The organism is Streptomyces sp. AM8-1-1 (genome assembly GCF_032229325.1).
Taxonomy (GTDB): Bacteria; Actinomycetota; Actinomycetes; order Streptomycetales; family Streptomycetaceae; genus Streptomyces; species Streptomyces achmelvichensis.
Genome location: NZ_CP135086.1, coordinates 6626997 through 6646596, shown reverse-complemented (window position 1 = coordinate 6646596; position 19600 = coordinate 6626997). Strand labels below are relative to the sequence as shown.

General features: G+C 71.4%; 20 protein-coding genes. 13 read left to right on the top strand and 7 right to left on the bottom strand.

Annotated features, from left to right (window positions below):
* Nucleotides 1–74: 74 nt before the first annotated feature.
* Entirely contained in the window at nucleotides 75–1733 is a 1659-nt protein-coding gene (locus RPQ07_RS29640; RefSeq protein WP_313947278.1) for an FAD-binding dehydrogenase, read from the bottom strand.
* Nucleotides 1734–1846: 113 nt separating this feature from the next.
* Between RPQ07_RS29640 and RPQ07_RS29635 the strand changes: the two genes are divergently transcribed.
* The 3 genes from RPQ07_RS29635 (at nucleotide 1847) to RPQ07_RS29625 (ending at nucleotide 3173) form a co-directional block, all read left to right on the top strand.
* On the top strand, nucleotides 1847–2356 hold the full coding sequence (locus RPQ07_RS29635) for an NUDIX hydrolase (RefSeq protein WP_313947277.1): 510 nt from the start codon (nucleotides 1847–1849) through the stop codon (nucleotides 2354–2356).
* A gap of 104 nt (nucleotides 2357–2460) precedes the next feature.
* Nucleotides 2461–2859, top strand: coding sequence for a YidH family protein (locus RPQ07_RS29630; protein ID WP_313947276.1), 399 nt, complete (start codon nucleotides 2461–2463; stop codon nucleotides 2857–2859).
* The gene (locus tag RPQ07_RS29625) at nucleotides 2856–3173 is read left to right on the top strand and encodes a DUF202 domain-containing protein (RefSeq protein WP_313947275.1); all 318 of its coding nucleotides are present in this window, start codon (nucleotides 2856–2858) and stop codon (nucleotides 3171–3173) included. Before RPQ07_RS29630 ends, RPQ07_RS29625 begins: the two co-directional genes overlap by 4 nt.
* A 206-nt stretch (nucleotides 3174–3379) precedes the next feature.
* Here the strand turns inward: RPQ07_RS29625 and RPQ07_RS29620 are convergent, their stop codons facing one another.
* On the bottom strand, nucleotides 3380–4315 hold the full coding sequence (locus tag RPQ07_RS29620; RefSeq protein WP_313947274.1) for an NADP-dependent oxidoreductase: 936 nt from the start codon (nucleotides 4313–4315) through the stop codon (nucleotides 3380–3382).
* Between the two features lie 139 nt (nucleotides 4316–4454).
* Between RPQ07_RS29620 and RPQ07_RS29615 the strand changes: the two genes are divergently transcribed.
* From RPQ07_RS29615 to RPQ07_RS29605, 3 genes are all read left to right on the top strand, one after another.
* The gene (locus RPQ07_RS29615; RefSeq protein ID WP_313947273.1) at nucleotides 4455–4748 is read left to right on the top strand and encodes a hypothetical protein; all 294 of its coding nucleotides are present in this window, start codon (nucleotides 4455–4457) and stop codon (nucleotides 4746–4748) included.
* Nucleotides 4749–5014: 266 nt separating this feature from the next.
* A complete protein-coding gene (locus RPQ07_RS29610; RefSeq protein ID WP_313947272.1) occupies nucleotides 5015–6034 on the top strand; it encodes a phosphotransferase family protein in 1020 nt (339 codons plus the stop codon).
* Between the two features lie 8 nt (nucleotides 6035–6042).
* Nucleotides 6043–7257 carry an acyl-CoA dehydrogenase family protein gene (locus tag RPQ07_RS29605; RefSeq protein ID WP_313947271.1) on the top strand — a complete coding sequence of 405 codons (1215 nt, stop codon included), beginning with the start codon at nucleotides 6043–6045 and terminating at the stop codon, nucleotides 7255–7257.
* A 121-nt stretch (nucleotides 7258–7378) separates the two neighbouring features.
* Here RPQ07_RS29605 and RPQ07_RS29600 read toward each other — a convergent pair whose 3' ends face one another.
* From RPQ07_RS29600 to RPQ07_RS29590, 3 genes are read right to left on the bottom strand one after another with little or no spacing between them, the layout of a single operon-like run.
* Complete coding sequence (locus tag RPQ07_RS29600; RefSeq protein WP_313947270.1) at nucleotides 7379–7972, bottom strand: TetR/AcrR family transcriptional regulator; 594 nt, start codon at nucleotides 7970–7972, stop codon at nucleotides 7379–7381.
* Nucleotides 7973–8012: 40 nt separating this feature from the next.
* A complete protein-coding gene (locus tag RPQ07_RS29595; protein ID WP_313947269.1) occupies nucleotides 8013–9665 on the bottom strand; it encodes a class I adenylate-forming enzyme family protein in 1653 nt (550 codons plus the stop codon).
* On the bottom strand, nucleotides 9662–10426 hold the full coding sequence (locus RPQ07_RS29590; RefSeq protein WP_313947268.1) for an SDR family oxidoreductase: 765 nt from the start codon (nucleotides 10424–10426) through the stop codon (nucleotides 9662–9664). The genes RPQ07_RS29595 and RPQ07_RS29590 overlap by 4 nt, the downstream gene beginning before the upstream one ends.
* Nucleotides 10427–10604: 178 nt before the next feature.
* Here RPQ07_RS29590 and RPQ07_RS29585 point away from each other — a divergent pair, with 178 nt between their 5' ends.
* The 6 genes from RPQ07_RS29585 (at nucleotide 10605) to RPQ07_RS29560 (ending at nucleotide 17644) form a co-directional block, all read left to right on the top strand.
* Entirely contained in the window at nucleotides 10605–11858 is a 1254-nt protein-coding gene (locus tag RPQ07_RS29585) for a DUF1343 domain-containing protein (protein ID WP_313947267.1), read from the top strand.
* 135 nt (nucleotides 11859–11993) lie between these two features.
* Nucleotides 11994–13337, top strand: a complete 1344-nt coding sequence (locus RPQ07_RS29580; protein ID WP_313947266.1) for an erythromycin esterase family protein — start codon at nucleotides 11994–11996, stop codon at nucleotides 13335–13337.
* 131 nt (nucleotides 13338–13468) lie between these two features.
* The gene (locus tag RPQ07_RS29575; protein ID WP_413777792.1) at nucleotides 13469–14800 is read left to right on the top strand and encodes a serine-threonine protein kinase; all 1332 of its coding nucleotides are present in this window, start codon (nucleotides 13469–13471) and stop codon (nucleotides 14798–14800) included.
* A 266-nt stretch (nucleotides 14801–15066) separates the two neighbouring features.
* On the top strand, nucleotides 15067–15678 hold the full coding sequence (locus tag RPQ07_RS29570; RefSeq protein WP_313947265.1) for a hypothetical protein: 612 nt from the start codon (nucleotides 15067–15069) through the stop codon (nucleotides 15676–15678).
* Nucleotides 15679–15753: 75 nt separating this feature from the next.
* A complete protein-coding gene (locus RPQ07_RS29565) occupies nucleotides 15754–16485 on the top strand; it encodes a 3-keto-5-aminohexanoate cleavage protein (protein ID WP_313949073.1) in 732 nt (243 codons plus the stop codon).
* A 91-nt stretch (nucleotides 16486–16576) separates the two neighbouring features.
* Nucleotides 16577–17644: an RNA ligase (ATP) gene (locus RPQ07_RS29560; protein ID WP_313947264.1), complete on the top strand. Its 1068-nt coding sequence runs from the start codon at nucleotides 16577–16579 to the stop codon at nucleotides 17642–17644.
* A gap of 134 nt (nucleotides 17645–17778) precedes the next feature.
* Here the strand turns inward: RPQ07_RS29560 and soxR are convergent, their stop codons facing one another.
* Nucleotides 17779–18255: a redox-sensitive transcriptional activator SoxR gene (gene soxR / locus RPQ07_RS29555; protein WP_313947263.1), complete on the bottom strand. Its 477-nt coding sequence runs from the start codon at nucleotides 18253–18255 to the stop codon at nucleotides 17779–17781.
* Between the two features lie 106 nt (nucleotides 18256–18361).
* Between soxR and RPQ07_RS29550 the strand changes: the two genes are divergently transcribed.
* Nucleotides 18362–18823, top strand: coding sequence for a MaoC family dehydratase (locus RPQ07_RS29550; RefSeq protein ID WP_313947262.1), 462 nt, complete (start codon nucleotides 18362–18364; stop codon nucleotides 18821–18823).
* 114 nt (nucleotides 18824–18937) lie between these two features.
* On the opposite strand, the gene RPQ07_RS29545 is transcribed toward RPQ07_RS29550, so the two are convergent.
* Nucleotides 18938–19561 carry a TetR/AcrR family transcriptional regulator gene (locus tag RPQ07_RS29545; protein WP_313947261.1) on the bottom strand — a complete coding sequence of 208 codons (624 nt, stop codon included), beginning with the start codon at nucleotides 19559–19561 and terminating at the stop codon, nucleotides 18938–18940.
* Nucleotides 19562–19600 lie beyond the last annotated feature (39 nt).

Sequence of the window (19600 nt, the reverse complement as noted above, 5' to 3'; positions counted from 1 at the left end):
CGTCATACGCGGGCGGACAGCGGAGGGCGCGGGCCCGCCCGCCGCGTACGACCGGAGACGGCGTCCCCGGCGTTTCAGCCGACCGCCTTCGCCGCGGCCCGCCCGGCCGCCCGGCCGGAGAAGATGCAGCCGCCGAGGAAGGTGCCCTCCAGTGAGCGGTAGCCGTGCACACCGCCGCCGCCGAAGCCTGCCGCCTCGCCCGCCGCGTACAGCCCGGCCAGCGGTTCGCCGCCGGGGGCCAGGACCCGCGAGGACAGATCCGTCTCCAGGCCGCCGAGCGACTTGCGGGTGAGGATGTTCAGCCGGACGGCGATCAGCGGGCCGGCCTTCGGGTCGAGGATGCGGTGCGGGGTCGCCGTCCGGATGAGCTTGTCGCCGAGGTACTTGCGGGCGCCGCGGATGGCCGTGACCTGGAGGTCCTTGGTGAAGGGGTTTCTTATCTCGCGGTCCCTGGCGGTGATCTCGCGGCGCAGCTCGGCCTCGTCGATCAGCGGCTCCTTGGTGAGGGCGTTCATGCCGCGGACGAGGGAGGTGAGGTCGTTCTCGACGACGAAGTCGACGCCGTTGTCCATGAACGCCTTCACCGGGCCCGGGACGTCGGCGCGGGCCCGGCCGATCACGTCCCGTACCGACTTCCCGGTCAGATCGGGGTTCTGCTCGGACCCCGAGAGCGCGAACTCCTTGCCGATGATCTTCTGGTCGAGCACGAACCAGGTGTAGTCGTACCCCGAGTGCATGATGTGTTCGAGCGTGCCGAGGGTGTCGAAGCCGGGGAAGAGCGGGACGGGCAGCCGCTTGCCGCGCGCGTCGAGCCAGAGGGACGAGGGGCCGGGCAGGATGCGGATGCCGTGCCTGGCCCAGATGGGGTTCCAGTTCTCGATGCCTTCGGTGTAGTGCCACATGCGGTCGCGGTTGATGTGGCTCGCGCCCGCGCGCTCCGCGATACCGAGCATCAGCCCGTCGACGTGCGCGGGCACACCGGAGAGCATCTTCTCGGGCGGGGTGCCGAGGCGGTCCGGCCACTGGGCGCGCACGAGGTCGTGGTTGCCGCCGATGCCGCCCGAGGTGACGATCACCGCCTGCGCGCGGAACTCGAAGGCGCCGGCGACCTCGCGGCTGCTCGCGGTGCCGCGGTCGGCGCCGGACGGCTCCAGCACTTCGCCGCTGACGGTGTCGAGAGTGCCGTCACTGCCGGTCAGGCCGGTGACGCGGTGGCGGAACCTCAGCTGCACGAGGCCGCGTGCGACGCCTTCCCTGACCCGCCGTTCGAAGGGGGCGACGACGCCCGGGCCGGTCCCCCAGGTGATGTGGAAGCGGGGCACCGAATTGCCGTGCCCGGTGGCGTCGTAGCCGCCGCGTTCCGCCCAGCCGACCACCGGGAAGAAGCGCATGCCCTGTGCGTGCAGCCAGGACCGCTTCTCGCCGGCCGCGAAGTCGACGTACGCCTCGGCCCACCGGCGCGGCCACCGGTCGTCGTCCTCGCGGTCGAAGCCGGCGGTGCCCAGCCAGTCCTGGAGGGCCAGTTCCCGGCTGTCCCTGATCCGCATCCGGCGCTGCTCGGGCGAGTCGACGAAGAACAGCCCGCCGAAGGACCAGTGCGCCTGACCGCCGATGGACTGCTCCGGCTCCTGGTCGAGGAGGATCACCTTGCGTCCGGCGTCGACGAGTTCGGCGGTGGCCACCAGACCGGCGAGCCCCGCCCCGATCACGATCACATCAGCGTCGTACGCCATGGGTTCCATCCTTGTCCGGCCGGTACGGGGCGAGTTCGGTGGTCCGATCTTCGGTACGGGCCAGTAACTAGTCAACAGCTGAGGCGTCCCGGCCTCGGTGGTTGGATGGCCGGATGAGTTCCGCGGACGAAATCCTGGACATCGTCGACGCCTCGGACCGGGTCGTCGGGCAGGCCCGGCGCGGCGACGCCTATGCGCGAGGCCTGCGGCACCGCTGTGTGTTCATCCAGGCGAGAGACGCACAGGGCCGGGTCTTCGTGCACCGAAGGACGCCGACGAAACTGGTCTTCCCCTCGCTGTACGACATGTTCGTGGGCGGAGTGGTCGGCGCCGGCGAGGCATACGACGACGCGGCGCTGCGGGAGGCGGAGGAGGAACTGGGCGTCTCCGGCCTCCCCCGCCCGACGCCGCTCTTCCGCTTCCTGTACGAGGACGGCCCCCGCACCTGGTGGTCGGCCGTGTACGAGGTGCGCTGCGAACTGCCGGTGAACCCCCAGCAGGAGGAGGTCGCGTGGCACGCCTTCCTGCCGGAGGCGGAGCTGGAGCGGCGCCTGGACGAATGGACGTGGGTGCCGGACGGCCTGGCGGCGTACGAACGGCTGCGGGCGCACCGCGGGGCCTGACGGCACTCGTCGCGGTGACAGCGCCCGCCGGCGGGGCGCGACGCGGCCCGGCCGCGGGCAGGCGGGACCGAGGGCGGTGCGAACCCGTGGGTAAGGTGCCGGACGTGGACGATTTCGTGCGGAGTGTACGGCTGTGGTTTGCGCCTCAGCGGGCGCGTGAGGAGGGCGAGACCCCCGACTACCGGTTCTCGCTCGCCAACGAGCGGACCTTCCTCGCCTGGCTCCGTACGGCTCTCGCGCTCATCGGCGGCGGATTCGCGGTCGATCAGTTCCTGCCCGATCTGCGGTGGGGCGTACGGGCGGGCATGGCGATCGGGCTGCTGGTCGCCGGGGTGCTGTGCGCGCTGCGGGCCGTCAACCACTGGGTGCGCTGCGAGCGCGCCATGCGGCGGGGTGAGGACCTTCCCGTGTCCCGCTTCCCGGCGCTGCTGAGCCTGGTGATCGCGGTCGTCGCCGTCGCCATGATCGTCGTGGTGCTTCTCGGCTGGGAGGGCGGCAGTTGACCGCCGTGCCGGAGCGCGATCCGGGGTTGCAGCCCGAGCGGACCCGGCTGGCGTGGCGCCGGACCACGCTGTCGTTCACGGTGGCGGCGGTCCTCGCGGCACGGCAGGCGGCCGGTGGTGACCCGGGCCCGGCAGGACTGATCGCGGTGGCGCTGAGCGTGCTGGTGTGGCTGGTGTTTCTGCGGCTGGCCCATGCCCGGCTGCGCGTACTGGGGGCCGCGCACCGGCCCGCGGTGCTGTCGGCGCGGGGGGCGCTGGGCGCCGTGGCGTGCACGGTCGCCCTGGCCGCGTTCGCCGTGGCGGTGGTGATCTGAGCGGGATCCCGCGTTGAGTCCGGCCGCGGTGTGAGCGGGCCGCGGCCCGCCGACGCGCGGTGCTCCGAACCGGGCCGCGCGTCGTCCGGCCGTGGTGGTGCGCCGTGCGCCGGCCGCACGCAATGAGCCGCCACCTGTCAGCGGGCGGTGCTCCGAACCGGACGCGCGTCGAGTCCTGCCGCGCCTCCGCGACCGCGCTCCGAGCGTCAGGCGTCCCAGTCGACGGTCACGACGATCTTGCCGCGGGTGTGGCCCTCCGCGCTGAGGACATGGGCCTGCGCCGCCTGCTCCAGAGGGAAGGTCCGGTCCACATGGACGCTCACCGCCCCCTGCTGGGCGAGTTCTCCGAGGGCCGCGAGGTCCGCCGCGTCCGGCCGCACCCAGCAGTAGCGGCCGCCGAGTGCGAGCACCTCGGCGTCCGCGATGGAGGCGAGCCGCCCTTCGGGCGCGAGGACCTGGACCGAGGCCTTGAGCGCGTCGCCGCCGATGGTGTCGAAGACCGCCTCGACGCCGTCGGGTGCGAGTGCCCGCACCCGGTCCGCCAGGCCCTCGCCGTACGCCACCGGTTCCGCGCCGAGTTCCCTGAGGTGGTCGTGGTTGCGCTCGCTCGCCGTGCCGATGACGCGCGCGCCCGCGTGCTTCGCGAGCTGTACCGCGATGGAGCCCACCCCACCCGCCGCCGCATGGATCAGAACGGTGTCCGAGCTGCCGATCTTCAGCGCCTTGTGGAGCACCTGGTAGGCGGTGAGACCGGCGAGCGGCAGTCCGGCGGCCTCCTCGAAGCTCAGCCGCAGCGGCTTGCGGGCCAGGGTGCGGACGGGAGCGGCGACGTACTCGGCGAAGGTGCCGCGGGAGAGGAAGTCCTCGCGTACGTACCCCATGACCTCGTCACCGACGGCGAACTCGGTGACGGCGAAGCCGGGTTGGACCACGACCCCCGCGACGTCCCAGCCGGGCACCACCGGGAAGACGGTGTCGAGGAGGCTGTCGAGGTGTCCCTCGCGGGCGTGCCGGTCGACGGGGTTGACCGCGGCGGCGCGCACCTTCACGAGGACCGAGTCCGGTCCCACCTTCGGCTCGGGGCGCTCCGTGTACTCCAGGACATCGGGGCCGCCGAAGCTGCTGTAACTGATCGCCTTCATGATCCGACCCTCGGCGCTCCCCGGCACCGGCGCAAGCGTGGGCCCGGCGTGGCGCCGCGCGTCCACCCCTCCCGGGCAGGGCTCCGACGACTAGCCTGGGTATGACAGAACGCCATAAAACCACCAAAAGGTATGGGTCATGACCGTCCACACGGAACACTCCGCGCACGAGCACATGCACGGCCCGGCCTGCGGCCACACCGAGGTCCCGCACGGCGATCACGTCGACTACGCGCACGACGGGCACCTCCACCGCGAGCACTCCGGCCACTGGGACGAGTGCGAGCCGGGTGAGCACACCGCGCACAGCGGTCACGCGCACGACCACGGTCCCGCCTGCGGACATCCGGCCGTCGAGCACGGCGACCATGTCGACTACGTCCACGACGGACACCGGCACGCGGCGCACGACGGGCACTGGGACGACCACTAGGGTCTGCCGTTCGTACGACTTCAGGAACCACCACAGCAGGAAGCGAATCCCCGGGGCCCGGCCGGCACACCTGCCGGGCCCCGGGGATTTCGCACGCCCAAGAGCCCCCGGGCCCCGCGATTCCTCGGGCCGCGGCCGTCGCCACGCTCCCCCAGGGGTGTGATCTCGGCCCCGGTCCGCCCTCGCACTGGACGACATACCGACTGGTCGGTCATCATAAGAGCGACCCGTACCAGCGACCGTTCCGTGCCCCGGAGGTGCCCCCGATGAGCTCAGTCCCCCCAGGCCTTGATCCCGAGAAGCTGCGCGGTTGTCTCGACCGTGAGCGGCCGGGCCTGGTGAACGGACCGCTCAGCGCACGGCTGATCCAGGGCGGCCGCTCCAACCTCACGTACTCGGTCACCGACGGCACCGGCCAGTGGGTGGTGCGCCGGCCCCCGCTCGGGCACGTGCTGGCCACGGCGCACGACATGAAGCGCGAGCACCGGGTGATCAGCGCACTGCACCCGACCGCGGTGCCGGTGCCCGAGCCGGTGCTGCTGTGCGAGGACGACTCGGTGCTCGGGGCGCCGTTCTACGTCATGGAGTTCGTGGAGGGCACGCCCTATCGCACCGCCGAGCAGCTCGCCCCCATCGGGCCCGAGCGCACCCGGAACGCGGTGCTCGGACTGCTCGACACCCTCGTCGAACTGCACGCCGTGGACCCGGAGTCGGTGGGCCTCGGCGACTTCGGCCGCCCCGAGGGCTTCCTCGACCGGCAGCTGCGGCGCTGGGGCAAGCAGCTCGACGCCTCCCGCAACCGTGACCTCGCCGGGATCGACGAGCTGCACGCCTCGCTCGGCCGCTCCCTGCCGGCCTCCCCCGCCCCCACCGTGATCCACGGCGACTACCGCCTCGACAACGTCCTCGTCGGCACGGACGACAGGATCAAGGCAGTGCTGGACTGGGAGATGTCCACCCTCGGCGACCCGCTGACCGACCTCGGACTGCTGGCCATGTACAGCGCCGAGCTCGAGGTGGCGAACGCTCCCATCAGCACCACCGCGTCCGCGGCCGGCCACCCGTCGACGTCCGAGCTGATCGAGCGGTACGCCACCCGGTCCGGGCGCGACACCTCCGCCATCTCCTGGTACACGGCGTTCGCCTGGTTCAAGCTCGCCGTGATCCTCGAGGGCATCCACTACCGCTACACCCTCGGGCAGACCGTCGGCGACGGCTTCGACCGGATCGGCGATCTCGTTCCCGTCTTCATCGAGCACGGCCTCACCACCCTCCAGGAAGGCTGAGTACATCCATGGATTTCGCATTCGACGCGCGCACCGAGGAGTTGCGGGCCCAGCTGCTCGCCTTCATGGACGAGCACGTGTACCCGGCCGAGGCGGTCGCGCACGAGCAGCGCGCCCAGCTGGCGTCGCCCTGGGACACCCCGGTGATCGTGGAGGAGCTGAAGGCCGAGGCCCGCAGGCAGGGTCTGTGGAATCTCTTCCTGCCGGACGCCGAGCACGGCGCCGGGCTGACGAATCTCCAGTACGCCCCGCTCGCCGAGATCACCGGCCGCAGTCCGCATCTGGGCCCGACCGCGCTGAACTGTGCCGCGCCCGACACCGGGAACATGGAAGTGCTCGCGCAGTTCGGCAACGAGCAGCAGAAGAAGCAGTGGCTCGACCCGCTGCTCGCCGGTGAGATCCGCTCGGCGTTCGCGATGACGGAGCCCGAGGTCGCCTCGTCGGACGCGACGAACATCCAGACGCGGATAGACCGGGACGGCGACGACTATGTCGTGAACGGCCGCAAGTGGTACATCTCCGGGGCGATGAACCCCGACTGCAAGATCTTCATCGTGATGGGCAAGACCGACCCGGACGGCGACGACATCCGCCGCCAGCAGTCGATGATCCTGGTGCCGCGGGACACCCCAGGCCTGGAGATCCGCCGGGCCATGCAGGTGTACGGCTACGAGGACCACTCGCACGGCGGCCATGCCGAGGTCGTCTTCGACGACGTCCGCGTCCCCGCCACGAACCTCATCGGCGAGGAGGGCGGCGGCTTCGCGATCGCCCAGGCACGGCTCGGCCCGGGCCGTATCCACCACTGCATGCGGCTGATCGGCATGGCCGAGCGGGCGATCGAGCTGATGTGCCGGCGTGCGGTGTCCCGTACGGCCTTCGGCAAGGCGATCGCGCAGCAGGGGGTGGTGCAGAACTGGATCGCCGACGCGCGGGTGACGGTCGAACAGCTGCGGCTGCTCGTCCTGAAGACCGCGTGGCTGATGGACACGGTCGGCAACCGCGGAGCGCACACGGAGATCCAGGCGATCAAGATCGCGACGCCTCGCGCGGTGGTGGACATCCTCGACAAGGCGGTGCAGGTGCACGGAGCGGGCGGCGTGAGCCAGGACTTCCCGCTGGCCGAACTGTGGGCGGGCGCACGGACGCTGAAGCTCGCGGACGGTCCGGACGAGGTGCACCAGCGGTCGCTGGCGCGGCGTGAGCTGAAGAAGTACCTGTAGGCGGCTCGCGGGTTCCGGGGCTTCGGCCCCGGAACCCGCGTTCGCCGTCGCCGATCGCTCCGGTCCGGATACGACGCGGTGATGACGCAGAGGCAGCGCGGCGGACTGCCCGCGGGGACTGCTACGGGCGCAGGGCCCGCAGCAGCAGGTCCGCGAGGTGGTCCGCCAGTTCGTGCGGGCTCAGGGGGCCGTCCGGGCGGTACCACGTCGACAGGTGGTGGACCGAGCCGAAGTGGTAGTCCACGACCAGGTCCGCCGGGGTCGCTGAGGAGAAGACACCGCTGCGCTGCCCCTCCTCCACCAGCGCCCGGAACCGCTCGTGGTAGCGGCGGCGCTCCGCGCGCACCTGCTTGTGCTTCTCCGGGCTCAGATGGTGCATCGAGCGGAAGAAGATGTCGGCGTCGTCGAGGTTGTCGATGGTCGTGACGACCACGTCCGCCGCCGCGCCCCGCAGCCGCTTCTCCACCGGCTCGTCCGCGTCCGCGTAGGCGTCGAGGCGCTCCTGCTGGATGCGCAGCATGCGGGCGTAGATCTCCTGGAGGAGGTCCTCCTTGGAGCCGAAGTAGTGGTACAGCGCGCCCTTGGTGACGCCGGCCGCCTCGACGATCTCCTGCACCGAGGTGCGGTCGTAGCCCCGCTCGGCGAAGAGACGGGTGGCGGCAGCCAGAAGCCGCTGCGGTACGGGGGTGTCGTCCCCGTCCGTCGTCCTGGCCATGTGGTGCCACCCGCCTCTCGATCAAGTACCAAGCAGTAACTTACCCGGGGAAACGCAGCTCCCGCCGGAGGATCTTCCCACTTGTCGTCTTCGGGAGCTCCGGCAGGATCTCCACTTCGCGTGGATATTTGTACGCGGCGAGCCGCTCGGCGCAGTAGGCGGATATCTCCGCCCCCTCCACGGTGACGCCCGGACGCAGGCTGACGTAGGCCTTCACCGTTTCTCCCCGGTACTCGTCGGGGATGCCGACGACCGCTGCCTCCCGCACCGCCGGGTGGGTGTACAGCACGTCCTCGACCTCGCGCGGCCAGACCTTGAAGCCGGACGCGTTGATCATGTCCTTCTTGCGGTCGACGACGTACAGCCAGCCGTCCTCGTCCATGAAGCCGATGTCCCCGGTGCGCAGTTCGCCGTCGGGGAACGCCTCCGCGGTCGCCTCCGGCAGCCGCCAGTAGCCGGGCACCACCTGGGGCCCGCTGACAGCGATCTCGCCCTGCTCGCCGAAGGGCACCTCCTCGCCCGTGTCGTCGAGGATGCGGACGACGGTGTCCGGTCCCGGCACGCCGACGGACAGGGTGCCGGACGCAGGATCGACGGGTGCCTCCAGCTCCGGCGGCACCGAGGCACAGGGAGCGGTGCACTCCGTGAGGCCGTAGCCGTTGCGAATGTAGGGGCCGAAGCCGGCACGGAACTTCTCCACCAGCGCGGGCGGCACCGGCGCGCCGCCGGACGAGATCACCTGGAAGGACGCGAAGTGCTCCCGGGTCGCCGAGGGGTGGGCGCCCAGCGCCATGAAGGCGGTGGAGGGTCCGACGGTGTACGCGGGCCGGTGCTCGGCGAAGGCGTCGAGCACGACACCGGCCTCGAAGCGGTAGGCGAGGACCAGAGTGCCCGCGTTGGCGATGCAGGCGGCCAGTTCGCAGACCATGCCGGTGATGTGGAACAGCGGCGCGAGGGCGAAGTAGCAGGAGCCCTCGGGCACAGGGTGGCCGGTGCGCTGGCGCTCGGCGTTGTACGTGATGCCCCGGTGCAGGTTCATGGCGCCCTTGGGGGTGCCGCTGGTGCCGGAGGTGTAACTGATCAACGCGGTGTCGTCGGCGGTGAGTTCACGGCCTTCGGGAGCCGCGAGGCCCTGCCGGGCCACGTCCAGGAGGTCGTCGGTGTCCGACGGCCGCTCCAGCCGCGCGAAGCCGAGCACCCGCTCGTCGTCGCGGGTCTGGAGATCCAGTTCGCTTGTGGTGAGCACGACGTCCACGGACGCGGCGGCGGCGCTCTCGCGCAGATACGACTCCCAGCCGCGGTCCGCACAGATCAGGGCGCGGACCTCGGCGTCCTTCAGGACATGACCGACCTCGGCCGCCTTGTACATCGGGTTGAGCGGGACGACGGTGGCTCCCGCCTTCCAGGCGCCGAGCAGTCCGATCACGAACTGCGGGCTGTTCTGGAGCATGATCGCCACGCGGTCGCCCCGGCCGACGCCGCGCGCGGCGAGATGACCGGCCACCGAGTCCGAGAGCTCGTCGGTCTCGCGGTAGCTGATCCGCCCGTCGAAGTAGGCGAGGGCGGTGTGTTCGGGGGCCCGCTCGACGGCGGCGCGGAAGGAGTGCACCACGGTCGCCGGCGGGCTGACGCTCGCGCGCTGGGACTCGGTGAGCCTGCCCAGCCACGGCTTGGCGGCGTAGACAGAGGTCACCGGCCCGCCTCTTCCCACTTCCGCTGGATGTGGTTCATCCCGCCGAGCCAGCGTTCGGGCGTCGCGGCGCGGGCCTGGTAGAACTCGGCGACCTCCGGGTGCGGCAGGATCAGGAAGCGGTCGCTGTCGATGCCGTCGAAGAGCGCGTCGGCGACGTCCTCGGGTTCGATGGCGCTGGGGGCCAGCACCAGTTCACCCGCCGATCCGGCCGCCGTGAGCATGTCCGTCCGTACGCCCTGCGGGCAGATGGCGTGCACCTTCAGTCCGCGATGGCGGTAGGTGAGCGAGAGCCACTCGGCGAAGGCGTACGCGCCGTGCTTGGAGACGCTGTAGGGCGCCGCGCCCACCATGGTCAGCAGCCCCGCCGCGGAGACGGTGGAGACGAAGCGGCCGGTGCCGCGCTCCAGCCAGTCGGGCAGCAGGGTGCGGACCGCGCGGACGTGCGCCATGACGTTCACGTCCCAGGCGGCGGCCCAGACGGCCTCCTCCGCGAACGCGTCACCGGGCGAGGCGAGTCCGGCGTTGGCGCAGTAGACGTCCACCGTGCCGTCGAGCGCGTCGCGGGCGGCTTCCACGATCGCGGACGCGTCGCCCGGCACGGCGGTGGCACCGATCTCCTCGGCGACCGCCTTGGCCTTGACCGCGTCGATGTCGTTGACGACGACGCGAGCGCCCTCGGCCGCGAACCTGCGGGCCAGCGCGGCACCGATACCGCCGCCCGCGCCCGTGACCACCACTCCAGCGCCCTGCACCGAACTCATCGAAATCCGCCTCTCCACGCTCCGGTCCGTCACGGCAGACTAACCGGTCGGTATGTCACACGAAAGAGGCAGGCGCAGGGGAAGGGAGCACGAAGCGCGGTGCACGGGTCGTTCCAAGCGCCCCCGGCGCGCGCTAGCGTGCGTGGCCATGACAGACAGCGATCACGGAGGTGGCCCGATGAGCCTGTCCAGACGGGGACTGCTGGCCGCGACAGGAGCGGCCGGCGCGCTGGCCGCGACCGGACCGGCGGCGAGTGCGGCTCCCGCCGCCGCCCGCTCGACCCGGCGCCGGGTCCGCACCGGCTTCGACCGGCTCGCCGCCGACGGTTACGCGATGCTCTCCGGGCAGCAGGTCGGCGTGGTCACCAATCCGACCGGCATCACCCCGGACGTACGGCACATCGTCGATGTGATGCACGCGGACGACCGGGTGGACCTGACCGCCGTCTTCGGCCCCGAGCACGGCTTCCGCGGAACGGCCCAGGCGGGCGGCTCCGAGGGGCGCTACGACGACCCGGCGACCGGGCTGCCCGTCTACGACACCTACCTCAAGAGCGGGCAGCCGCTGGCCGACATCTTCACCACCTCGGGCGTGGAGACGATCGTCTTCGACATCCAGGACGCGGGAGCGCGCTTCTACACCTACATCTGGACGCTGTTCGACTGCATGCAGTCGGCCGCGCTCGCCGGCAAGCGCTTCGTCGTCCTGGACCGGCCCAACCCGGTGACGGGACGGGCCGCGCTCGGTCCCGTCCTGGACAAGGCGTTCGCGACCTTCGTCGGGCGCGAACCGATCTCCCAGGCGCACGGCATGACGGTGGCCGAGCTCGCGCTGCTGTTCAACGGCGAGTTCCTGCAGACGCCGGTGGATCTGCGGATCGTCCGGATGTCCGGCTGGGACCGCGCCGACTTCTTCGACGAGACGGGGCTGCCGTGGGTGCCGCCGAGCCCCAACATGCCGACTCCCGAGACCGCGCTGGTGTACTCGGGCACCTGCCTCTTCGAGGGCACGAACCTGTCGGAGGGACGCGGCACGACCCGTCCGTTCGAGCTGCTGGGCGCCGAGGGGATCGGACGCGGCTGGGCCGAGGCGGCGAACGGCCTGGACCTGCCCGGTGTGCGGTTCCGTGAGGCGTACTTCGCGCCGACGTTCTCCAAGTTCCAGGGGAAGACGATCGGCGGGGTCCAACTGCACGTCCACGACCGGGAGTCTTTCGACCCCGTGCGCACCGGCATCGGTCTGCTGGTGACGGCGAAGCGGAGCTGGAGCGGCTTCGCCTGGCGTCCCGACAACTGGATCGACAAGCTCACGGGCTCGACCAAGGTCCGTACGCTGATCGACGCGGGGGCCGGGACGGACGAGGTGGTGGGCGCCTGGCGCGGTGAGCTGGCGGCGTTCCGGGCGGTCCGCAAGAAGTATCTGCGGTACTGAGCACGGCAGTCGGGAGACGGCCGCGGGATCTCCGTGCGGTGGCGGGCCGGTCCGGCAGTACGGGGGCCGGCCCCACCGTCGACACGGGTGCCCACAGGGTGGTCCGGGCCCGCGATGCGCCGACAGGCTTGATCCATGAACGCCATCACCCGACACCGGTTACAGCAGGTGCTGGTGCTCGTGCTCGCCCTCGGCTCACTCCTCGTCGCCGGGCCCGCACGCGCACAGCCCTCCACCTCTCCCCCCGGCTCCTCGCCCGCCGCCCAGGACCCCGTGCCCGCGCTGGCCCGGGCGGCCCGGCCGCTGTCCGATCTGCGGCCGCTGGAGCGCATGATCGGCACCGCGACGATCGTGGGCGTCGGCGAGGCCACCCACAACTCCGCGGAGTTCTTCACCACCAAGCACCGCGTCTTCCGGGACCTCGTCGAGCGCAAGGGCTTCACGACCTTCGCCCTGGAGGCTCCCTGGAGCACCGGGCTGCGGCTCAACGCGTATGTGCTGCACGGCAAGGGCGACCCGCGGCGCATCATGCGGGAGGAGTTCCAGAACTCCTACGCCCTGTGGAACACCCGCGAGTACCTGGACCTGATCCGGTGGATGCGCCAGTACAACGTGCGGCATCCGCAGCGGCCCGTGCAGTTCATGGGCAACGACACCGCCTACTCGGGGCCGGAACTCTTCGACACCGTCACGGGCTGGGTCGCGAAGCGGTACCCGGCGCTGCTGCCGGAGATCAGCCGCCTGTACCGGGCGTCGCGGCCGACGGACTCGGTGGACGAGACGATGACGGCGTATCTGCACCGGCCCGTCGCCGAGCGGAGGGCGATGGCCGCGGACGTGGGCCGGGCGCTGACGCTCCTGGAGCGGCAGAAGCCGGGGCCGGACCGGGAGCAGCACGCCTGGATGCTTCAGCACGCCCGGGCGATCGCGCAGACCGGCACCCAGTACACGTTCGACTTCTTCGACGAGAAGGAGATCGCGGACGCCATGCTCTACCGCGACCGGACGATGGCCGAGAACACCGTGTGGTGGCAGCGCCGGACCGGGCACCGGATCGTGCTCTCCGCGCACAACGGCCATGTCGGCTACGAGACGAGCAACCCTGCGCAGTACCCGAAGCTTCAGGGCGCGTTCCTGCGGGACATGGTGGGAGCGGACTACGTCAGCGCCGGATTCACCTTCGGGCAGGGGTCGTTCAACGCGCTGGACGTCACGGATCCCGCCGAGCCGATGCGGACGTTCTCGGTGGGACCGCCGGCTCCGGGCAGCAACGAGGCCGTTCTGGAACGGGTGTGGGGGAAGGACTACTACCTCGACCTGCGCAGCGCACCGGCCGCGGCACGGACCTGGCTGGGCGTCGCCCGCCCGACCCGGAACATCGGCAACGCCTGGCCCGCGGATCCGGAGCAGGTACGGCTGGTCAGCTCGTACGATGTGCTGATCCATCTCCACCGGGTGACCGCGGCCGGCCTGCTCTGACGGGCACGGCAGCGGAAGACTCCAGGCGATCGACCGCTTTCAGGTGCGGTCGGCCGCGTCCCGGGTATGGCCGTCCCTCCCCGTGCGCAGGATGCTTCTGGCAGAAGCGGATTTAACGGGGAGGGGCAGTCATGCCGGACATGAGCGTGGGGCCGTATCAGGACATCACCTTCGACCAGGACGGCGATGTCGACGCCGTGCAGCGCGACCGGCTGAGGGCCATGAACGTCACCGATCTGGTGATGTTCGCGCACGGCTGGAACAACACGCCGTCCGTGGCGCGCCGGCTCTGTTCGGCCTTCTTCGCGCCCTTTCCGGGGCTCGCGTCCCCTTCGGCGCGGCTGGGGTACGCGGGGGTCGTCTGGCCCTCGATGAGGTTCACCGACGAGCCGGTGCCCGACTTCGGCCCGTCGGCCGTCGCGGGACCGGTGGAGACCGTCCCGGGGCGGGCCGGCCCCGGTGCGGTGGCGCTCGACGCGGCGACACAGCAGGCCCTGACGGGTCTCTTCCCCGGGCACGGGGCGACCGTGGCACGGCTCGCGCAACTCCTCGACGAGCAGCCCGAGTCGGAGGCCGCGTTCGCCGAGTTCGGCAGGCTGGCACGGCAGTTGGCCGAGGTGCCCGCGGGCGGACTGGAGGCCGGCTTCACGGAGGACCTGCCCAAGGACGAGCGGGGGCCCGCCGCCGTGCTGTACGAGGACGCTCTGTCGCTGTGCCGGCAGTTCACCCTGGCACTGGAGGAGACGGAGCTGGTGGCGGACAAGGAGGCCGCCGACGCCACCTTCGCCCTCGGAGGCGGGCTGACGAAGGTGTGGAAGGGCGCGAAGGAGTTGCTGCGCCAGACCACGTACTACGCCATGAAACGGCGCGCGGGGACCGTGGGCGAGCTGGGCCTCGGGCCTCTGCTCGGACAGCTCGCCCGCACCTCCCCCGACATGCGCGTCCATCTCGTCGGTCACAGCCAGGGCGCCCGGCTCGTCGCGTTCGCGCTGCGCGGGCTGCCGGACGGCGCCGGCAACGTGAAGTCGGTGACGCTCCTCCAAGGCGCCTTCTCCCACTACGCGTTCGCGCCGAGCCTGCCGCACGCGCCGCAGAACTCCGGTGCGCTGCGCACCATGGAGGAGCGCGTCGACGGTCCGCTGGTGGCCTGCTATTCCCGGCACGACAGCGCTCTGGGGGTGATCTATCCGCTGGCCTCGCGCCTCGCCGGCGACGACGCGACCGCGGCCGGTCTGGACAAGCGCTGGTGGGCGCTGGGGCACGACGGCATACAGGGCGTGAAGTCCACGGCCCGGCTCACCCTGGACGAGGCGCTGGCGCGGGGGGTACCCGCCTCCGGCTGCGTGAGTGTGGACACGGCGGCCGTCGTGCGCCGCGGCGGACCGCCGTCGGGCGCGCACAGCGACATCTGCCACCGGGAGCTGGCGGAGGTGGTCCTGACGGCGGGCCGTCTCGAACGCTGAGACGACGGACACCGTGTTCTCGAACACAGAAGGGGGAGAAAACAAGACGGGATTCCGATCGCCCCGACCCGCACCGATCGCCTTGATCCCGGCGTCGACGGCCTCAACGAAGGGGTCGGACGGAGGCCGGGGCCTCTCGGGACCCTGGCCGGAACCGTCGGGAAAGCACCACTGATGGACGCCATTCGATTTTCGATGGAGCCGGATCGGGCACTCGTACGTCCATTCCTCAACGCCGATGTACCAGCGACGGAGGTGGCAGTGCGATGGCCGGTTTCCGGAGTCTTGCGAGACAGGTGCGCGACACGCGGTGTGATCTGGCGCTACGGCGCTACTCACTGCGGAAGTGCCTTGAGCGTTTTGCCCCTTATGGGCACCGGGCGACCTGGGATCACCTGTGCGCACGGCACAGTATCGAGCCCGAGGACCGGGCGCCCGATCCGGCGCGGCTGGTGGCCGCGCTCGACGAACTGGAACAGGCGCGGGCGGTCTGGCTCGCGTACGAGGAAGGTTTCGCGGACCGCAGGAAGCGTGAGAAGCACGACGGACTGCGACGGCCGGCCGCCATCGACGACTGGCACCGGCGGACCTGGGGCGGGAACGGGGTGGCGCGCTGCGACAGCCCGGGAGCCCATCCCTCGGCGCCCCTGGACGAGGTGCTCCGCCGGCTGATCTCGGCACTGGAGGACGGCCCCCGTGCCGCCTGCCCGGTCTGCGAGGAGACCCATATCGTCTGGCGGCAGGATCTGGCGAACGAGCCGTGGTTCGGGCCGGTGTGTGCGGGCTGCGGCATCGTGGTGCCGCAGCCCGTTCTGACGTCCGAGGCCGTCGCGGCGGCCAAGCGGGCGGGACGGCAGGAACTGGCATCCGTGGCCTGAGGGGTGTGGGGGCGGCCTTCGGCGTCGCCCCGCCCCCGCGAGTCGTTGTCAGTGGTGCCCGGCACCATGGACCGCATGATCCAGGTCTGTCTGAACGGGAACCGGTCGGCAGCCGACGGCGCCGCCGTGCCGCTGACCCCGTCCGCCCTGGCCGAGTCCGCGGCCCTTGCCGTCGCCGCGGGCGCGGCCGATGTGCATGTGCACCCGAAGACGCCCTGCGGCGAGGACACCCTGTCGCCCCGGGTGGTGGCCGAGGTGCTCACCGCGATCCGGTCCGTGGTCGGCGTGCCGGTCGGGGTGACGACGGGCGCCTGGGCGGAAGCGGACCCGGCGCGCCGGGTGCGGCGGATCCGTGACTGGACCGTGCTGCCCGACCATGCCTCGGTGAACTGGCACGAGGAGGGCGCCGAGGAGGTCGCGGCCGCGTTGATGGAGCGCGGCGTGGGCGTGGAGGCGGGCATCTGGTCCGGTACGCGCGGAGCGTCGCGCTTCCGCTCGTCCGCCCTGGCCCCGCGGGTGCTGCGCGTCCTCGCGGAGGTCACGGACACGGACGCGTCGACGGCGTCCGCGACGGCCGGCGCCCTCCTGGACGAACTGGACGGCGCCCATGGCCTGCCGGTGCTGCTGCACGGCGAGGACGGCGGCGCCTGGCCGGTGCTGCGGCTGGCCGGCCGGCTGGGCCTGGACACCCGTGTGGGCCTGGAGGACGTCCTGGTGCTCCCCGACGGCGGCGCGGCCGCGTCCAATGCCCAACTGGTGGCCTGCGCCCGGGCCTTCGGCCCGGATGCTGCCCGCAGCCCTGGGTGAACCGGCGACCGTAGCAGACACAAAATCACTGGCCCCACCGCAATTGCTCCCCGGAGAGTGGAGGCGATGAGACACGACCGAGGAGCCTGACATGTCGACGCTGCGCGTCACCGCCGAACTGCTGACGATCCATGAGCACCCCAACGCCGACGCCCTCGAACTGGCCCAGGTGGGCCTGTACCGCGCCGTCGTCGCCAAGGGCGCGTACCGCAGTGGTGACATCGCCGTCTACATCCCGGAGCAGGCCGTGCTCCCGGCGCCCCTGATCGAGGAGCTGGGTCTGACCGGCAGGCTCGCCGGAAAGGCGTCCGACCGCGTCAAGGCGGTGCGTCTGCGCGGCGAGCTGTCGCAGGGCATCGTGTGCGTGCCGCGGGCGCTCGCCGACGTCGATCTGCGCCGGGCGGTGGCGGAGGAGACCGATTTCGCCGAGCGGCTCTCGATCACCAAGTGGTCGCCGCCGATCCCGCCGACCATGAACGGCGAGGTCGAACGGGCTCCCGAACTGCTGCCCTGGGTCGACATCGAGAACATCCAGCGGTATCCGGAGATCTTCGAGCCCGGCGAGCCGGTCGTCCTGACCGAGAAGCTGCACGGCACGGCCTGCCTGGCCACCTGCACGGCCGCGGACGGCAGGGTCCAGGTCTCCTCCAAGGGCTTCGGGTCCAAGGGCCTCGCGCTGAAGGAGGATCCGCGCAATCTGTACTGGCGCGCGGTGCTCGGCCACGACGTGCCCACGGTCGCCGCCCGCATCGCCGAGAAGCTGGGCGCGACCCGCGTCGGCATCTTCGGCGAGGTGTACGGCGCGGGGGTGCAGGATCTCGCCTACGGCGCCGACGGCCGTTCGCAGGCGCTCGGTTACGCGGTCTTCGACCTGTCGGCGGAGATCGACGGCCAGGTCCGCTGGCTGGACCCGGCCGTCGTGCTCGACGGTGAACTGCCCCTGGTGCCACGGCTGTACGAGGGTCCGTACGACGTCGAGACGGTCCTGGGGCTGGCGAGCGGCCGGGAAACGGTCTCCGGCCGCGAACTGCACCTGCGGGAGGGCGTGGTCATCCGTCCGGTGACCGAGCGCTACAGCCCCGTGGTGGGCGGCCGGGCGATCGCCAAGGCGGTGAGCCCGGCGTATCTGACCCGCAAGGGCGGCACGGAGTACGAGTAGCAGGTACCGGCCGCTCTTGGGGGGGTGGCGGAGCGAGGGCGGGCCCGACACGGGGGTGCGGGCCCGCCCTCATCCGTGTCCGGCCGGGAACGGCGCCGGGCCAGGGGCACGGGCAGGTCAGGAACGCGGCCGGGTCAGCCGTTGTCCTTCGCACGGCTGCGCTCGGGGAGCAGCCGGGAGCCCGTCAGTCGCTCACCGAAGATGTCGTCCGGGTTGGACAGGACGCAGTTCTCCAGCGAGAGACACCCACAGCCGATGCAGTCGGTGAGGTGGTCGCGCAGCCGGCCCAACTGCTGGATCCGTTCGTCCAGTTCACTGCGCCAGGCCCGGGAGAGCCGCGCCCAGTCCTCGCGGTCGGGCGTGCGCTCCTCGGGCAGTTCGGCGAGAGCGTCCCTGATCGTGGCGAGCGGGATGCCGACGCGCTGCGCCGCCCGCACGAACGCGACTCTGCGCAGTGCGTCCCTGCTGTAGCGACGCTGGTTGCCGGTGGTCCTGCGGCTGCTGATGAGGCCCTTGGACTCGTAGAAGTGCAGGGCGGACACGGCAGCGCCGCTGCGCGCGGACAACTGGCCGACCGTGAGCTCATGAATCTTCTCGGGAATCTGTGGCACTCCCCGAAGGCTACTCGTCGATCGTTGACAGGAGCGCGCCCGCCCGACCATGCTGAGCAAGCGCTTAGACAATCGTTTCCGTGCGTGAGAGGCAGGGACCAGGGACATGGCCGAGCCGAGGATCTTCACCTCCCCCGACGAGCTGCGCGCCGGCGTCGGCGAGCAGCTGGGGCACAGCGACTGGCTGGAGGTCGACCAGAAGCGGATCGATCTCTTCGCCGACGCGACCGGTGACCACCAGTGGATCCATGTGGACCCCGAGCGCGCGGCCGGCGGCCCCTTCGGCACGACGATCGCGCACGGCTACCTCACCCTGTCGCTGCTGCCGGCCCTCGTGCCGCAGGTGCTGCGCGTCGAGGGCATGAAGATGGGCATCAACTACGGGACCAACAAGGTACGCTTCCCCGCTCCCGTGCCGGTGGGCTCGCGTCTGCGCGCGACGGCGGTGCTGCAGAGCGTCGAGGAGGCGGGCGGCGGTGTCCAGGTGACGGCCCTGGTGACGGTCGAGCGCGAGGGCGGCGACAAGCCGGTGTGCGTGGCCGAGTCGGTGTCCCGCTACTTCTTCTGATTCTTCGGATTCTTCGGATTCTTCAAGGTCACAGCATCCCGCCGCGCCGCGCGGTTCGATGCCCCGTGGCGCTCCGGCGCCGCGGGGCCTCCGGGCGCCACAGGGCAGGCGGGGCTACGTACGCGCGGAGACCATCCGCAGGACGAGGTCGGCGTAGAGCGAGCCGACCTCCTCGGGCGTCCTGGTCCCGCCGGTGTTGAACCACCGCGCGACGTCGATGCACAGGGAGAGGACCGCCAGCGTGGTGCCCGGCACGTCCGGGACGTCGAACTCCCCCGCCGCCACACCGTCGTTCAGGATCTCGCGCACGACCGCGTCGCTGCGGCGGCGCAGTTCCACGATCTCGGTGCGGTGTTCCTCGGAGAGTGCGTCGAGCTCGTACTGCACCACCCGGGCGGTGTTGTGGCGGCCGGCGTGCCAGCGCACGAAGGAGCTCACGGCGTCGGCGAGCCGCTCACCGGGAGTGGTGCCGCGCGCGGACGCCGCGGACAGCACCTCCAGCGCCCGGTCGTGGCCGATTCGGCTGATCCGGTGAAGGAGCTCTTCCTTGGTCTTGTAGTGGATGTAGAGCGCGGCGGGACTCATACCCGCACGGCCGGCGATGTCGCGCGTCGTCGTCGCGTGATAGCCACGCTCGGCGAAGGCCTCGACGGCGGCGACCAGCAGCTTCCTCGCCGCTTCGGGCGCGACCTCGCCCCACGGCATGTCCTCGCCGGTCATGTCCTCCGCCGTACTCATTCACTCGCCCCTTCCGCTCAGCAGCGGGAACACCATACC

Coding starts and splice junctions, on each gene's coding strand:
- RPQ07_RS29565 (WP_313949073.1), top strand. CDS start 15,754: ATGATCCAGGTCTGTCTGAACGGGAACCGGTCGGCAGCCGACGGCGCC.
- RPQ07_RS29640 (WP_313947278.1), bottom strand. CDS start 1,733: ATGGCGTACGACGCTGATGTGATCGTGATCGGGGCGGGGCTCGCCGGT.
- RPQ07_RS29600 (WP_313947270.1), bottom strand. CDS start 7,972: ATGGCCAGGACGACGGACGGGGACGACACCCCCGTACCGCAGCGGCTT.
- RPQ07_RS29550 (WP_313947262.1), top strand. CDS start 18,362: ATGGCCGAGCCGAGGATCTTCACCTCCCCCGACGAGCTGCGCGCCGGC.
- RPQ07_RS29570 (WP_313947265.1), top strand. CDS start 15,067: ATGGCCGGTTTCCGGAGTCTTGCGAGACAGGTGCGCGACACGCGGTGT.
- RPQ07_RS29575 (WP_413777792.1), top strand. CDS start 13,469: ATGCCGGACATGAGCGTGGGGCCGTATCAGGACATCACCTTCGACCAG.
- RPQ07_RS29560 (WP_313947264.1), top strand. CDS start 16,577: ATGTCGACGCTGCGCGTCACCGCCGAACTGCTGACGATCCATGAGCAC.
- RPQ07_RS29620 (WP_313947274.1), bottom strand. CDS start 4,315: ATGAAGGCGATCAGTTACAGCAGCTTCGGCGGCCCCGATGTCCTGGAG.
- RPQ07_RS29605 (WP_313947271.1), top strand. CDS start 6,043: ATGGATTTCGCATTCGACGCGCGCACCGAGGAGTTGCGGGCCCAGCTG.
- RPQ07_RS29585 (WP_313947267.1), top strand. CDS start 10,605: ATGAGCCTGTCCAGACGGGGACTGCTGGCCGCGACAGGAGCGGCCGGC.
- RPQ07_RS29580 (WP_313947266.1), top strand. CDS start 11,994: ATGAACGCCATCACCCGACACCGGTTACAGCAGGTGCTGGTGCTCGTG.
- RPQ07_RS29590 (WP_313947268.1), bottom strand. CDS start 10,426: ATGAGTTCGGTGCAGGGCGCTGGAGTGGTGGTCACGGGCGCGGGCGGC.
- RPQ07_RS29615 (WP_313947273.1), top strand. CDS start 4,455: ATGACCGTCCACACGGAACACTCCGCGCACGAGCACATGCACGGCCCG.
- RPQ07_RS29635 (WP_313947277.1), top strand. CDS start 1,847: ATGAGTTCCGCGGACGAAATCCTGGACATCGTCGACGCCTCGGACCGG.
- RPQ07_RS29545 (WP_313947261.1), bottom strand. CDS start 19,561: ATGAGTACGGCGGAGGACATGACCGGCGAGGACATGCCGTGGGGCGAG.
- RPQ07_RS29610 (WP_313947272.1), top strand. CDS start 5,015: ATGAGCTCAGTCCCCCCAGGCCTTGATCCCGAGAAGCTGCGCGGTTGT.